The sequence below is a fragment of the Burkholderia sp. AW49-1 genome, from assembly GCF_053427845.1.
This window is the reverse complement of record NZ_JBSAXF010000027.1, coordinates 61,136-76,347: the sequence shown is the minus strand read 5'-3', so window position 1 is coordinate 76,347 and position 15,212 is coordinate 61,136. Positions and strand designations below refer to the sequence as shown.

Genomic DNA, 15,212 nt, shown 5'->3' with positions numbered 1-15,212 from the left:
CCGGGCTGTGCTTTTTCAATGGTTCGGACTCCCGCGCTCAGTGATGCGCGGCCTTGCCCTTCTCGCCGCCGTGATGCCGCGACGGCTTCGCGATCGATTGCGGGTTCGGCACGACTCGCACGGGCGCCGCGGATACGGTACCGCGCGTCGACGTGCTCGAAGGCGTGTTGCTCAGCGGCGCGGCCGGCGCATTCGGCGACACGAACTGCACGAATACTTCACCGTCCTTCACCATGCCCATCTCGTAGCGCGCGCGCTCCTCGATGGCCGCGGTACCGCCCTGCAGATCCTGCACTTCCCCCGCGATCCGTTCATTGCGCAGCTTCTCGTCCGCATTCTTCTGCAGTTGATCGCCGAGCTGCTGGCGCAATTCGTGCACCCGCAACCAGCCGCCGTGTCCCCACCATAGGGGGTACTGAATGAGCGCCAGCAAGGCAATCAGGACGACAGTGACAAGCCGCATGTAGGAGACGCAGATATAAGAAGCGCCGCTCCGCGCAACATGCACAGAGCGGCGTCGAGATGACGAACCCGATAGTAGCGCGTTAGCGCAGGTTATAGAAAGCCGATTTGCCCGGGTAGCTCGCGATATCGCCGAGGTCTTCCTCGATGCGCAGCAGCTGGTTGTACTTCGAGATGCGGTCGCTGCGCGACAGCGAACCCGTCTTGATCTGACCGGCGTTCAGGCCGACCGCGATGTCCGCGATCGTCGAATCTTCCGTTTCGCCCGAGCGGTGCGAGATCACGGCCGTGTAGCCCGCGCGCTTCGCCATTTCGATTGCCGCGAACGTTTCGGTCAGCGTACCGATCTGGTTGATCTTGATGAGGATCGAGTTCGCGATGCCCTTCTCGATGCCTTCCTTCAAGATGCGCGTGTTCGTGACGAACAGGTCGTCGCCGACGAGCTGCACCTTCTTGCCGAGGCGCTCGGTCAGCAGCTTCCAGCCGTCCCAGTCGCCTTCGTGCATGCCGTCCTCGATCGACACGATCGGGAACTTGTCGGCGAGCGTCGCGAGGTAGTCGGTGAATTCGGACGACGACAGTTGCAGGCCTTCGCCCGCGAGCTGGTACTTGCCGTCATGGTAGAACTCGGATGCGGCGCAGTCGAGCGCGAGCAGCACGTCTTCGCCCGCACGGTAGCCGGCCTTCTCGATCGCCTGCAGGATCGTCGACAGGCACTCGTCGTTGCTGCCGAAGTTCGGCGCGAAGCCGCCTTCGTCGCCGACTGCCGTGCTCATGCCGCGGTCACTCAGGATCTTCTTCAGCGCGTGGAACACTTCCGCGCCGCAACGCAGGGCTTCACGGAACGTCGGCTGGCTCACCGGGACGATCATGAATTCCTGGATGTCGAGGCTGTTGTTCGCGTGCGCGCCGCCGTTGACGATGTTCATCATCGGGACGGGCAGCTGCATCGCGCCCGAGCCGCCGAAGTAGCGGTACAGCGGCAGGCCGGCTTCTTCAGCCGCTGCCTTCGCGACGGCCATCGACACGGCCAGCATCGCGTTCGCGCCGAGGCGCGACTTGTTGTCGGTGCCGTCCAGCTCGAGCAGCGTCTTGTCGAGGAACGCCTGTTCCGACGCGTCGAGGCCCATGATGGCTTCGGAGATTTCGGTGTTGATGTGCTCGACGGCCTTCAGCACGCCCTTGCCGTTGTAGCGGCCGGCTTCGCCGTCGCGCAGTTCGATCGCTTCACGCGAGCCGGTGGACGCGCCCGACGGCACCGCCGCGCGGCCCATCGTGCCCGATTCGAGCAGCACGTCGCATTCGACGGTGGGGTTGCCGCGCGAATCCAGAATCTCGCGGCCGATGATATCTACGATTGCACTCATGGGTTTCCTCTGAGAATGACGATGGATTCTTCAAACTGCGATGGCACGCGCGCCGAAACCGCCTACGCTACTGACGCGCGAAGCCGTCGCAAGGTTCATTCGATCTTTAGTTGAAATCGTTTTCCAGGAACGGATTGCGCTTCACCGCCTGGTCGAGCGTGACGAGGGTCTCCAGCAGCGCGCCCATCCGGTTCAGCGGCACCGCGTTCGGGCCGTCGGACTTCGCTTCGGCCGGATTCGGGTGCGTTTCCATGAACAGGCCCGCGACGCCCGTCGCGACCGCGGCACGCGCGAGCACCGGCACGAATTCGCGCTGGCCGCCCGAGCTCGTGCCCTGCCCGCCCGGCAGCTGCACCGAGTGGGTCGCGTCGAACACGACCGGCGCACTCGTCTCGCGCATGATCGCGAGCGAACGCATGTCGGACACGAGGTTGTTGTAGCCGAACGAGACGCCGCGCTCGCACGCCATGAAGCGGTCTTCCGACAGACCGGCTTCACGGGCCGCGTCGCGCGCCTTGTCGATCACGTTCTTCATGTCGTGCGGCGCAAGGAACTGGCCCTTCTTGATGTTGACGGGCTTGCCCGAGCGCGCGCATGCGTGGATGAAGTCGGTCTGGCGGCACAGGAACGCAGGCGTCTGCAGCACGTCGACGACCGACGCGACCTGCTCGATCTCTTCGATCGAATGCACGTCCGTCAGCACCGGCAGGCCGAGCTGGCGCTTCACCTCGCCGAGGATCCGCAGCCCCTCGTCCATTCCGAGGCCGCGAAACGACTTGCCCGAGCTGCGATTCGCCTTGTCGTAGGACGATTTGTAGATGAACGGAACGTTCAGCTTCTCGCAGATCTCCTTCAGGCGGCCCGCCGTGTCGATCGTCATTTGCTCCGATTCGACGACGCAGGTACCCGCGATCAGGAAGAAAGGCTGGTCGAGACCGACCTCGAAATCGCACAGCTTCATGCTTGCACTCCACGCGCCTGCTTGTTGGCGAGCGCGGCTTCGACGAACGACTTGAACAGGGGATGACCGTCACGCGGCGTGGACGTGAATTCCGGGTGGAACTGGACGCCAACGAACCACGGGTGCATCGAACGCGGCAGCTCCATCATTTCCGGCAGATCCTCGCTCGGGGTACGGGCGCTGATGATAAGGCCGCCCGCTTCGAGCTGGGGCACGAAGCGGTTATTGACTTCATAACGGTGGCGGTGGCGCTCGTTCACGTCCTTGCCGTAGATCTCCTCGGCCATCGTGCCGGGCTTGATCGGGCAACGTTGCGAGCCGAGGCGCATCGTGCCGCCGAGATCGGATTCCTCGGTGCGCGTCTCGACCTTGCCTTCGCGGTCGTACCACTCGGTGATCAGCGCGACCACGCGTTCCGGCGTGTCCGGATCGAATTCCGTGCTGTTCGCCTGCTTCAGGCCGACGACGTCGCGTGCGAATTCGATCACCGCGAGCTGCATGCCGAGGCAGATGCCGAGGTACGGCACCTTCGACTCGCGCGCGTAGCGGATCGCGGCGATCTTGCCTTCCGTGCCACGACGGCCGAATCCGCCCGGCACCAGCACGGCGTCGAGATGCTTCAGGCTGTCGACACCGTTCGTCTCGATCTCTTCCGAGTCGATGTACTCGATGTTGACCTTGGTCGACGTGTGCAGCGATGCGTGGCGCAGCGCCTCGATCAGCGACTTGTACGACTCGGTCAGATCGACATACTTGCCGACCATGCCGATCGTGACTTCGTGCTTCGGGTTTTCCAGCTTCTCGACGAGCTCCGACCACATGCTCAGGTCGGCATCCTTCGGCGACAGCTTCAGTTCCTCGCAGATGATCCGGTCAAGGCCCTGGTCGTGCAGCATCTGCGGAATCTTGTAGATGCTGTCGGCGTCCCACACCGAGATCACGGCGTCTTCCGGCACGTTCGAGAACATCGAGATCTTCTTCGATTCGTCGTCGGGAATGCGGCGATCCGCACGGCACAGCAGCACGTGCGGCAGGATGCCGATCTCGCGGAGCTTCTGCACGCTGTGTTGGGTCGGCTTCGTCTTCAGCTCGCCGGCCGTCGCGACGTACGGCACGAGTGTCAGGTGCACGAAGCACGCGCTGTTGCGGCCGAGGCGCAGGCTCATCTGGCGCGCGGCCTCGAGGAACGGCAGCGACTCGATGTCGCCGACCGTGCCACCGATCTCGACGATCGCGACGTCCGGTTCGCCGCAGGTGGCCGATGCCGCCCCGCGCTCGATGAACGCCTGGATTTCGTTCGTGATGTGCGGAATCACCTGCACGGTCTTGCCGAGATAGTCGCCGCGGCGTTCCTTGCGGATCACCGATTCGTAGATCTGGCCGGTCGTGAAGTTGTTGGCCTTGCGCATCTTCGTGCTGATGAAGCGCTCATAGTGGCCGAGGTCGAGATCGGTCTCCGCTCCGTCTTCCGTCACGAACACTTCGCCGTGCTGGAACGGGCTCATCGTGCCGGGGTCGACGTTGATGTAGGGATCGAGTTTGAGGAGGGTGACTTTCAGACCGCGCGATTCGAGGATCGCGGCGAGAGAGGCGGCGGCAATACCCTTGCCGAGGGAAGAAACTACGCCGCCGGTGACGAAAACATATTTGGTCATCGCTGGATGCTCGCGGGAAAAACGGATTATACCGTAAAGCCTGCTCTTCTCTCAGCAATTGACGCGATGATCGCGCCCTTTCGCGCTGTGCCGCGCCAGCCGCGCGCGCCGGGGCGAACCGGCCGGCCGGTCGGCGCAACCGCGCACGCCGGCGCGGTGCACCGGATCGATGCGTCAGGCGCTTTTCGCCAGCGCCGCGCTGTCGCGCGGCACGCCGCCCTCCACCGTCTTCAGCGAACTCAGCATCCGCTGCAATGCGCGGGCCGTCTCGATCGGCCGCTCCATCGGGAACAGATGGCTGCCCTCGAGCCATTCGATGCGCCCGCGCGCCGCGCGACGCGTCGCATCGAGCCCGACCTGCCGCACTTCGCGCGAGCGCGTGCCGGCGAGAAAGCCGAGCGGCACCGGCGCGCCGTGCGCGAGCCGCGGGCCGAGCGTATGTGGCAGCGTCCGGTAGATCAGGTATTCGACCTGCCGATCGAACGCGAGCGCGCGTTCTCCGTCGGCGCCCGCCTGCGGAATGCCGTAGTCGATGTAGTCGGACAGCATCCGCTCGTCCCAGCGCGCGAACGCGGGTTTCTCGTGAAAGTGCCGCCAGGCTTCGTCGCGACTCACCCAGCGCGTGCGCCGGTTGCGCGTCGCCGCCGCCGGCGACAGCCGCTCGTCGAGCCCGGCCCACTGGCTCGCGCGCAATGCGCCGGCGCGCCATCCCGCGATGATCGGCGAATCTATCATCACCACGCCGCGCACCCAGTGCGGCTTCTTCAGCGCGGCCATCAGCGACAGGTAGCCGCCGAGCGAATGGCCGACAAGCCAGACCGGGCGCTCGTAGCGGCTGCCGATGTCGTCGAGCAGCTGCTCGACGAGATGCGGCCAGTCGCGCGTCACCGGATAGCGGCGGTCGTGACCGATGCGCTCGATGTAGCGCACCTCGTAGTCGTCTGCCAGCTCGGCGAAGATCGTCCGGTACGTCGATGCCGGAAAACCGTTCGCATGCGAGAAATGGAGGATGTCCTTCAAACGCCGATGTCTCCTTTGTCGACCGGAGTCGGCGCGCTCGAGCTGACTCCGGTCCCATGCTTCGCGGTCGGCCGGGGTTGCCCTTCAGCACCACCTCCAGCCTCCGCCTTCTTGACCCGCGCCGTCGCGCCGCTCACCGGCCCATCCAGTACCGCCGCTGCGCATCGCGATGACGCTCGAACGCGAAACCGCCGCCCGTCGGGGCGACGTCGAAGCTCACGGCCCCGTCGCGATCGGTGCGCGGCAGCGGAATCCCGCGCGTTTCGTAGCGCGCGAGGACCGTCCGGTGCGGATGCCCGAATCGATTGCGATAGCCTACAGGAAATACCGCGACGCGCGGCCCGACCGAATCGAGGAAAGGCTCGACCGACGACGTGCGGCTGCCGTGGTGCGGCACGACGAGGATCTGCGCGTCCAGCTCGTCGCGCGCATCGGCCACCAGCCGGCGTTCGGCGCTTGCCTCGATGTCGCCCGTCAGCAGCGCCGACGTGTCACCCGCGTCAATGCGCAGCACGCACGATTGCTCGTTCGAGGAACCCGCGCCGGCAACGCCCGGCGGCCACAACATCGAAAATACGACGCCGTCCCAGATCCACCGCTGCCCGGCCGCGCACGGCAGCCGATCCGCCACGCCGGCCGCCTGCGCGTCGCGCCACAGCCGGTGCCGCGGCGCAATGCCGGCGAGCAGCTGGCGGACCTCGGCGGCCGCATAGACGGCCGCCGCGCCGCCCGCGTGATCGGCGTCCGCATGACTCAGGACGAGCGAATCGACGGTACGGATTCCGCGGGCACGCAACGCCGGCGCGACGATCCGCGCACCGGCATGGGTCGACTCCGCCCCCGGTCCCGCATCGAACAGCAAGGTCCGGCGCGCGGTCTCCACCAGCACCGATGCGCCCTGCCCGACGTCGAGCACGGTCAGCCGGAAGCCGCCGGGCGGCGGCGCATCGGGTGCCGGCGCGACCAGCGGCAGCCATGTCATCGGCGCCGCCCAGCGCAGCGGCCAGCCGCGCGGCATCAAGACCCACGCGACACCCACGCACGCAAGCGCCAGAACCGGCCAGTCGGGCATGCGCAGCCAGAACACGCCGGCCGGCCAGTCGGCGAGGTGCCGGAGCAGCGCCATCATCGGTTCGAGCGCCGCATGCGCGAGCCGGAACGCATACGCGTCCAACGGCGCGGGCAACCCGATCCCGGCGAGCACGATCGGCGTCACCACGGCGCTGACCCACGGGATCGCAAACGCATTGCCGAACGGTCCCGATACCGAGATCTGAGCGAACCACGCGGCCGTCAGCGGCGCAAGACCGATCGTCACCGCGTACTGCACGCGTGTTGCCTCCGCGACACGGCGCCCGGCACGCTGGCACCACGCGCGCAGGCGGTGCCAGCGGTCGACCGTGGCAGCGCCCTCCGTCCCACGGTCGTCATCGCCGCCGAATTCGCGCACCGCGCGCCAGCCCGCCACGGCCATCAGGATCACGGCGACCGCGCCAAAAGACAGCCAGAACCCGGCCGACACCACCGCCCACGGATCGATCAGCAGCACGCCGCCGAGCGCCGCGCACAACACGGCGGACGGTGGCACGCTGCGTCCGGCGAGATAGGCAGCCGCCCCGGCCGCGATCATCCACCACGCGCGCTGCGCCGGCACGTTGAACCCGGCAAGCGCCGCATAGCCGGCGGCGGCCGTCAGCGCCGCTACCGAAGCCGCATATGGCGCAGGCATCGCGAGCGCCGCGGCATGTCCGCGCCAGCGCAGACGCCGCCAGACCCACGATACGATCCCGCCCGCGATCGCGCCGACGAGCCCGACGTGCAGACCCGAAATCGCCACCAGATGACTCGTGCCCGTATTGCGCAGCACGCGCCATGCGTCGTCGCCGATGCCGGATTGATCGCCGACCGCGAGCGCGGTCACGATGCCGCGATGGCGCGCGTCGCTGCCGAGCGCGTCGCCGATACCGTTGCGCAGCGCGTCTCGCAGCCGATCGATCGACGCGCGCCATCCCGATGCACGCGCGTCGAGCAGTTCCGCCCGCTCGGGCGCGACCACATAGCCGATCGCACGAATGCCCGCGGCGAGCCACGCCGCCTCGCTGTCGCGCACGCCCGGATTCGCCTCGGCATGCGGGCGCTTCAGGCGCACGACGAGACGCCAGCGCTGCGCGGCGCGCAAATCGGGCATCGCGTCGCGTGCGGCCCGCGCACCATACGTGCGCCACGACAACCGGATCAGCGGCGGGAAACGGGCCAGTCCCGCATCGTTCGATTCGACGGCCAGCAGCAGTCGCGCACCGGTATCGTCGATCACCGGCAACCCGCGGATCACGCCCGTGACGACGATGTCGCGCCCTTCCCGCTCGACGGGCAGGCTGTCACGCAGCCGCCATTCGGCACGTGCGGCCGCATAGCCGAATCCGATCGCACCGGCGGCGCATGCGCACAGCATCCACCGGAGCGCGACGATCGCGCGGGTTCGACGGCGCCGCGTACACCCTGCGAGCAGCGCGCCGCAACCGGCCAGCACGACCGCCCCGCCTGCCCAGCCGCCCACGCCCGGCAACGCCGCCTGCCGCTGCAGCACGACGACGCCGAGCGCGAACGCAATCCACCACACGCGCATCACACCTCCTCGTCGACCTGGCGCCGCCGTCGATGCGGCGCCTTCCGGCAACGATTATGCGGACGAAAGTGCGAGGCGCGGCAGCGCGGCGAGCGCGTTAGCCGTTGTGGATAGGGACAGCGCGTGCGCGTCGATCCCGCGCAGTTCGGCGAGCACGCCGCCGATGCGCGGCACCTGGTCGGGCGCGTTGCGGGACTTGTACGCCCACTCGGGCGCGATGTCGGGTGCGTCCGTCTCGACGACGATCGCGTCGAGCGGCAACTGCGCGGCGAGCCGCCGGATCTGCAACGCGCGTCCGAACGTCACGTTGCCACCGAAACCGAGATGCAGCCCCTGTGCGAGATACGCATCGGCCTGCTGGAAACTGCCGTTGAACGCATGCGCGATGCCGCGCCGCACGCCAAGGCGGCGCAGCCCGGCGAGCACGCGGTCCTGCGACTTGCGCACGTGGCACAGCACCGGGAGGTCGAATTCGCGCGCGAGCTTGAGCTGCCCCTGATAGAAGAATTGCTGGCGGTCCTCGTCGAGGCCCGGCACGAAGTAGTCGAGACCGATCTCGCCGATCGCGACGAAGCGCGGATCATCGAGGCTTGCCTCGATCTCCATGCGCAGGCGGTCGAGATCCTCGTCGCGCGCGTGCGGCGTATACATCGGATGAATACCGAGCGCGTAGACGGCACCCGGCGTGCGCTGCGCCAGTTCGCGCACGGTCGTGAAATTGTCGCGCCCGATGCTTGGAATCACGATGCGCGACACGCCGGCCGCGCGCGCCGCGTGCGCGACGGCGTCGCGGTCGGGGTCGAACTCGGCGGCATCGAGATGGCAATGCGTATCGATCCACATGGCGGCTTTCCTGCGCCCTCGCCGCCGTGCCGGGACTCACCCGGCGGCACGGTGGGGCGTTCGTTCACACCGGCAGCGCCGGCTCCTCATGCAGCACGCCGTCGCGCAGGCGCATGATGCGGTCGCAGCGCGCCGCGAGCTCGGGATCGTGCGTGACGATCACGAAGCTCGTTTCGAGCGTCTCGGACAGTTCGAGCATCAGGTTGAACACCGTGTCGGCGGTCGTGCCGTCGAGGTTGCCGGTCGGCTCGTCGGCCAGCACGCACGCCGGCTTCGTCACCAGCGCACGCGCGATCGCCACGCGTTGCCGCTCGCCGCCCGACAGCTCGCCCGGCCGATGCTTCGCGCGCGGCCCGAGACCGACGCGTTCGAGCATCGCCTGTGCCTGCGCACGTGCGTCCTCGGTCGTCATCCGGCGGATGCGCAGCGGCATCGCGACGTTGTCGAGCGCGGTGAATTCCGGCAGCAGGTGATGGAACTGGTAGACGAAGCCGAGCGCGCGGTTGCGCAGCTCGTTGCGCTCGCGCTCGGCGAGTTGCGTAAACGGCTTGCCGAGCAGCGACACTTCGCCGGCGCTCGGCTCGTCGAGGCCGCCCAGCACGTGCAGCAGCGTGCTCTTGCCGGAGCCCGACGCGCCGACGACCGCGAGCTTCTCGCCGCGCCGCACCGTCAGCTCGGTGTTGTTGAGCACCTGCACGTTGAAGCCGCCCTGCACGAACGCCTTCGTGATCCCGCGCGCCTGAAGCACGTATTCCTGCATACCTGCCGAATCCTGTCTGATGGGTTGTCGTGTATCCGCCAATGCGGCCGCGCGATCATTCATAACGCAGCGCCTCCGCCGGCTTCACCTTCGCGCCGCGCCAGCTCGGATAGAGCGTCGCGACGGCCGACAGCACGAACGCGATCAGGCCGATCTTGATGACGTCGCCCGCGACGAGCTCCGACGGCAGCTCGCTGATGAAGTACACCGACGGCGGCAGGAACTGCACGCCGAACAGATGCTCGATCATCGGGATCAGCCACGGAATGCTCCACGCGATCAGGCAGCCGAGCGCGACGCCCGACGCGGTGCCGACGAAGCCGATCGTCACGCCCTGCACGACGAAGATCTTCATGATCGAGCCTGGTTGCGCACCGAGCGTGCGCAGGATCGCGATGTCGGCCTGCTTGTTGGTCACCGTCATCACGAGCGACGACACGAGGTTGAACGCGGCCACCGCGATGATCAGCGTGAGGATGATGAACATCATCCGCTTCTCGATCTGCACGGCCGAGAACCAGGTCTTGTTCTGCTGGGTCCAGTCGCGGATGTACAGGCTGCCCGACAGCGTATGCGACAGCTCGACCGCGACCTGCGGCGCCTTCTGCATGTCGGTGAGCCGCAGCCGCACGCCAGTCGGCGCGGACATCCGGAACAGCGCCTCCGCATCGCGGATGTTGATCATCGCGAGCGTGCTGTCGTATTCGTAGTGGCCCGACTCGAACACGCCGACCACCGTGAACTGCTTGAGCCGCGGCATCATCCCGGCCGGCGTGATCGTGCCTTCGGGCGCGACGAGCGTGACCTTGTCGCCGACCGTCACGCCGAGGTTGCCGGCGAGCGCGTCGCCGAGCACGATGCCGAACTGGCCGGGCACGAGCGCGGCGAGCTGGCCCGCCTTCATGTCCTTGCCGATGTCCGACACCTGCGGTTCGAGCGACGGCTCGACGCCGCGCAGCATCACGCCGCTCACCGCGTCCTGGCGCGTGAGCAGCGCCTGCGCGTCGACGTACGGCGCCGCGCCGATCACCGACGTATTGCGGCGCGCTTCCTGCGCGGTCAGTTGCCAATCGGGCATCGAGCCAGTCGGCGAGAATACCTCGACGTGCGCAAGCACCGACAGCATGCGGTCGCGCACTTCCTTCTGGAAGCCGTTCATCACGGACAGCACGACGATCAGCGCCGCGACGCCGAGCGCGATCCCGAGCATCGAAACGAGCGCGATGAAGGAAATGAAGCCGTTGCCGGTCGTGCGTTTGCCGGCGCGCGTGTAGCGCCAGCCGATCTGCCATTCGTACGGAAGTTTCAAGCGAATCCTTTCTGCTGGTTACGGCGGGGATGGCGGCCCGTGGCCGGAGCGCCGTCCGGCGGCGGCCGGCCGCCCGGGCACGGCCGGAAAAACGGTCGCCGGACGCAATGGGGCCGTGCGCCGGCCCGATCACGCGCGCAGTTTGCCATACAATGCGCACCATCATGCACGACCGACGCCTCCATTTTCTCGTTCCGTTCGCGCTGCCGTCGGCGGCCGATGCGACCTCGTCCCTGCACACGCTGGACAGCCCCGCGCTCGAAAAGTTGCTCGCCCGCGCAAGCCTCGTCGAGCGCGTGGCCGGCGAGGACTTCCAGCGCACGCTGCCACACGAGCGCTGGCTGGCCCGCCAGTTCGGCGCGACCCAGGGCAACGCCGCCGACGAGGCGCCGCTCGCGCCCTACATGCTGCTGGCCGACGGCGGCGACCCGGGCAACCACGCCTGGGCGTGCGTCGAACCCGTCCACGTCGAAATCGCGCACGATCACCTCGTGCTCGTCGACCCGGCGAGCCTCGCGCTCGACGACGGCGACGCCGCCGCATTGCTGGCGGTCGCGCGCCCGCTGATCGAGGAGCTCGGCGTGCGGCTGGAGGCGCCGCAGCCGGCGCGCTGGTACCTGTCGAGCGAACAGCTCGCCCGCCTCGCCGGCGCAGCGCCGCTGCGCGCGAGCGGTCGCAACATCGAGATCTGGCTGCCGCACGAGGCGCACACCGGCGAACGCTCGCGGATGTGGATGAAGCTGCAGAACGAAGTTCAGATGGCGTGGTTCCAGCATCCGGTCAACGAAGCGCGCGAAGCGCGCGGGTTGCCCGCCGTCAACTCGATCTGGTTCCATGCGCAAGGCACGCTGAAGCCGGTCGACAAACCGTTCGCGCGCGTGTTGTCCGCGTCGCCCGCGGCACTCGGCCTCGCGCGCGCCGCACAAGCCGAAGCCGGCGCCGTGCCGGCCGCACTCGACGCACTGCCCGCCGCCGCCGGCGCGACGCTCGTCGAGCTGCCCACGCTGTCCGCCCCGTACATCGAGCAGGACTGGCCACGCTGGCACGATGCGCTCGCCGCGCTCGAGCGCGACTGGTTCGCGCCGTCCCTCGCCGCGCTGCAGAACGGCGAGCTGGCCGGCGTCGATTTCACGCTGTGCGGCGACACCAGCTCCGTGACGCTGCACGCGACGCGCGGCGACCTGCGCAAGTTCTGGCGCCGCCGCGCGCTGGCATCCCTGTTCGAATAACCCGACCTGTATGACCCGGATCGTTACCCGCCCCGTCGCGCCCGCCGACGCCGAAGCGCTCGCGCGCCACGGCCTCCACCCCGTCCTCGCGCGCCTGTATGCATCGCGCGGCGTGCAATCCCCGACCGACATCGAGACGGCGCTCGCGCGCCTCGTCCCGCCCACCGAGCTGAAAGGCTGCGCGGACGCCGCGGCGCTGCTCGCCGACGCGATCGCCGACAAGCGGCGCCTGCTGGTCGTCGCCGACTACGACTGCGACGGCGCGACCGCCTGCGCGGTCGCGGTGCGGGGCCTGCGCATGTTCGGCGCGCAGATCGACTACCTGGTGCCGAACCGCTTCGAATACGGCTACGGGCTCACGCCCGAGATCGTCGAACTCGCGGCCGCGCGCAAGCCCGACCTGCTGATCACCGTCGACAACGGGATCGCGAGCGTCGCGGGCGTCGAAGCCGCGAACGCGCGCGGCATCGACGTGCTCGTCACCGATCACCACCTGCCCGGCGACGCGCTGCCGGCCGCGCGCGCGATCGTCAACCCGAACCAGCCCGGCTGCGCATTCCCGAGCAAGCACATCGCCGGCGTCGGCGTGATGTTCTACGTGCTGCTCGCGCTGCGCGCCGAACTGCGCCGCCGCGGCGCGTTCGCGAGCAAGGAGGCCGAACCGCGCCTCGACGGGCTGCTCGACCTCGTCGCGCTCGGCACCGTCGCCGACGTCGTGCGGCTCGACGGCAACAACCGCGTGCTCGTCGCGCAGGGGCTGCAGCGCATCCGCAACGGCCGCATGCAGCCGGGCATCGCCGCGCTGTTCCGCGCGGCCGGCCGCGAGGCGCGCACTGCATCGGGCTTCGACCTCGGCTTCGGCCTCGGCCCGCGCCTGAACGCCGCCGGGCGGCTCTCGGACATGTCGCTCGGCATCGAGTGCCTGATCACCGACGACATCGGCCGCGCGTGGGACCTCGCGCAGCAGCTCGACACGATGAACCGCGAGCGCCGCGAGATCGAGGCCGGCATGCAGCAGCAGGCGCTGGCCGATCTCGCCGACGTCGATCCGGCCGACGCGTGCACGATCACGCTGTTCAACCCGGAATGGCACCAGGGCGTGATCGGCATCGTCGCCGGGCGGCTCAAGGAGAAATTCCACCGCCCGTCGTTCACGTTCGCGCATGCGGACGAAGCCGGCACGCGGGTCAAGGGTTCGGGCCGCTCGATTCCCGGCTTCCACCTGCGTGACGCGCTCGACCTGGTATCGAAGCGCGAACCCGACCTGATCGTCGCGTTCGGCGGCCACGCGATGGCGGCCGGCCTCACGCTCGACACCGACAACGTGCCGCGCTTCGCGGCTGCATTCGAGGCCGTCGCGCGCGAGTGGTTGTCCGACGACGCGCTGGCGCGCGTGATCGAGACCGACGGCGAACTCGAGGAAGCGTATTTCACGCCGCAGTTCGTCGGGCTGCTCGACGAAGCCGTCTGGGGCCAGGGCTTTCCGGCCCCGCTTTTCTCCGGCGAATTCGACGTCGTGTCGCAGTCGCTCGTGAAGGAAAAGCACCTGAAGCTGCAGCTGGCGCGCGGCCGCCAGCGCTTCAACGCGATCTGGTTCAACCACACCGAGCCGCTGCCGGCGAGCGCGCTGATCGCGTACCGCCTCGTGGCCGACACATGGAACGGCGTGACGCGCGTCCAGCTGATCGTCGAACACGCGGCCGGCTGAGCGCCACCCGCCCGGCCAACCCGCCCGCGGCACGCGCGGGCCGCATGCACGCCGCGCCGAACGGGGCCGCGGCGCGCATGCAAGCACGTTCCGCGTCACCGGGAAACCCCGCCGATCGGCTATAATTCCGCTTTTTTACGAAGCAAGAATAGCGAACGATCATGGAAGCGGAACGTCTCAACGCGATCGAAAGCTCCCTGCTCGACCTGCGCACGCGCGCGGGCGAGCTTCGGGGGTATCTTTGACTACGACGCCAAATCTGCGCGTCTGACCGAAGTCAACAAGGAACTCGAAGACCCGAACGTCTGGAACGATTCGAAGAACGCCCAGGCACTCGGCCGCGAGAAGAAGCTGCTCGAAGGCGTCGTCACGACGCTGACGGCACTCGATAGCGACCTGCGCGATGCGCTCGACCTGTTCGAGCTGGCACGCGAGGAAGGCGACGAAGACACCCTCGTCGCATCCGAAGACGACGCGAAGAAGCTCGAAGCGCGCGTCGGCGACATCGAATTCCGCCGGATGTTCTCGAACCCGGCCGACCCGAACAACTGCTTCATCGACATCCAGGCCGGCGCCGGCGGCACCGAGGCATGCGACTGGGCATCGATGCTGCTGCGCCAGTACCTGCGCTACTGCGAACGCAAGGGCTTCAAGGCCGAAGTGCTCGAAGAGTCCGACGGCGACGTCGCGGGCATCAAGAACGCGACGATCAAGGTGTCGGGCGAATATGCGTACGGCTTCCTGCGCACCGAAACCGGCATCCACCGCCTCGTGCGCAAGTCGCCGTTCGACTCGTCGGGCGGCCGCCACACGTCGTTCTCGTCGGTGTTCGTGTATCCGGAAATCGACGACTCGATCGAAGTCGAGGTCAACCCGGCCGACCTGCGCATCGACACGTACCGCGCATCGGGCGCGGGCGGCCAGCACATCAACAAGACCGACTCGGCGGTGCGGATCACGCACATGCCGACCGGCATCGTCGTGCAGTGCCAGAACGACCGCTCGCAGCACCGCAACCGCGCCGAAGCGATGGCCATGCTGAAGTCGCGCCTCTACGAAGCCGAAATGCGCAAGCGCCAGGCCGAGCAGGACAAGCTCGAATCGAGCAAGACCGATGTGGGCTGGGGTCACCAGATCCGCTCGTACGTGCTCGACCAGAGCCGCGTGAAGGACCTTCGTACGAACGTCGAAATGAGCAACACGAAAGCCGTGCTCGACGGCGATCTCGACGACTTCATCAGCGCGAGCCTCAAACAGGGCGTGTAAGCGCCG

Annotated in this window: 12 protein-coding genes; 3 read left to right on the top strand and 9 right to left on the bottom strand. The window is 68.0% G+C overall.

Annotated features, from left to right (window positions below; all coding sequences use genetic code 11):
• Positions 1 to 37: 37 nt before the first annotated feature.
• The 9 genes from ftsB to ACV22W_RS27795 form a co-directional block, all read right to left on the bottom strand.
• Positions 38 to 463 (bottom strand): cell division protein FtsB, encoded by a 426-nt coding sequence (gene ftsB, locus ACV22W_RS27835; RefSeq protein WP_448022699.1) that lies wholly within the window; start codon positions 461 to 463, stop codon positions 38 to 40.
• 82 nt (positions 464 to 545) lie between these two features.
• A complete protein-coding gene (gene eno, locus ACV22W_RS27830) occupies positions 546 to 1,829 on the bottom strand; it encodes a phosphopyruvate hydratase (protein ID WP_448022698.1) in 1,284 nt (427 codons plus the stop codon).
• A 106-nt stretch (positions 1,830 to 1,935) separates the two neighbouring features.
• Entirely contained in the window at positions 1,936 to 2,790 is an 855-nt protein-coding gene (gene kdsA / locus ACV22W_RS27825; RefSeq protein WP_014896643.1) for a 3-deoxy-8-phosphooctulonate synthase, read from the bottom strand.
• A complete protein-coding gene (locus tag ACV22W_RS27820) occupies positions 2,787 to 4,445 on the bottom strand; it encodes a CTP synthase (protein WP_059535827.1) in 1,659 nt (552 codons plus the stop codon). The genes kdsA and ACV22W_RS27820 overlap by 4 nt, the downstream gene beginning before the upstream one ends.
• A 174-nt stretch (positions 4,446 to 4,619) precedes the next feature.
• Complete coding sequence (locus ACV22W_RS27815; RefSeq protein ID WP_448022697.1) at positions 4,620 to 5,465, bottom strand: alpha/beta fold hydrolase; 846 nt, start codon at positions 5,463 to 5,465, stop codon at positions 4,620 to 4,622.
• 133 nt (positions 5,466 to 5,598) lie between these two features.
• Positions 5,599 to 8,091, bottom strand: a complete 2,493-nt coding sequence (locus ACV22W_RS27810) for a DNA internalization-related competence protein ComEC/Rec2 (RefSeq protein ID WP_448022696.1) — start codon at positions 8,089 to 8,091, stop codon at positions 5,599 to 5,601.
• Between the two features lie 54 nt (positions 8,092 to 8,145).
• Complete coding sequence (locus ACV22W_RS27805) at positions 8,146 to 8,934, bottom strand: TatD family hydrolase (protein WP_448022695.1); 789 nt, start codon at positions 8,932 to 8,934, stop codon at positions 8,146 to 8,148.
• 64 nt (positions 8,935 to 8,998) lie between these two features.
• A complete protein-coding gene (lolD, locus tag ACV22W_RS27800) occupies positions 8,999 to 9,757 on the bottom strand; it encodes a lipoprotein-releasing ABC transporter ATP-binding protein LolD (protein ID WP_448022694.1) in 759 nt (252 codons plus the stop codon).
• Positions 9,750 to 11,003, bottom strand: coding sequence for a lipoprotein-releasing ABC transporter permease subunit (locus ACV22W_RS27795; protein WP_059535838.1), 1,254 nt, complete (start codon positions 11,001 to 11,003; stop codon positions 9,750 to 9,752). Before ACV22W_RS27795 ends, lolD begins: the two co-directional genes overlap by 8 nt.
• Positions 11,004 to 11,155: 152 nt before the next feature.
• Here ACV22W_RS27795 and ACV22W_RS27790 point away from each other — a divergent pair, with 152 nt between their 5' ends.
• The 3 genes from ACV22W_RS27790 (at position 11,156) to prfB (ending at position 15,206) form a co-directional block, all read left to right on the top strand.
• Positions 11,156 to 12,232 carry a regulator gene (locus tag ACV22W_RS27790; protein ID WP_448022693.1) on the top strand — a complete coding sequence of 359 codons (1,077 nt, stop codon included), beginning with the start codon at positions 11,156 to 11,158 and terminating at the stop codon, positions 12,230 to 12,232.
• Positions 12,233 to 12,242: 10 nt separating this feature from the next.
• Positions 12,243 to 13,940, top strand: a complete 1,698-nt coding sequence (gene recJ / locus ACV22W_RS27785) for a single-stranded-DNA-specific exonuclease RecJ (RefSeq protein ID WP_059817835.1) — start codon at positions 12,243 to 12,245, stop codon at positions 13,938 to 13,940.
• Positions 13,941 to 14,101: 161 nt separating this feature from the next.
• Positions 14,102 to 15,206 (top strand): peptide chain release factor 2 gene (prfB, locus tag ACV22W_RS27780; RefSeq protein ID WP_107938119.1). Its coding sequence is split into 2 segments (ribosomal slippage): positions 14,102 to 14,182 and positions 14,184 to 15,206, totalling 1,104 coding nucleotides; the frame shifts between segments, so codons are not numbered across the junction.
• Positions 15,207 to 15,212 lie beyond the last annotated feature (6 nt).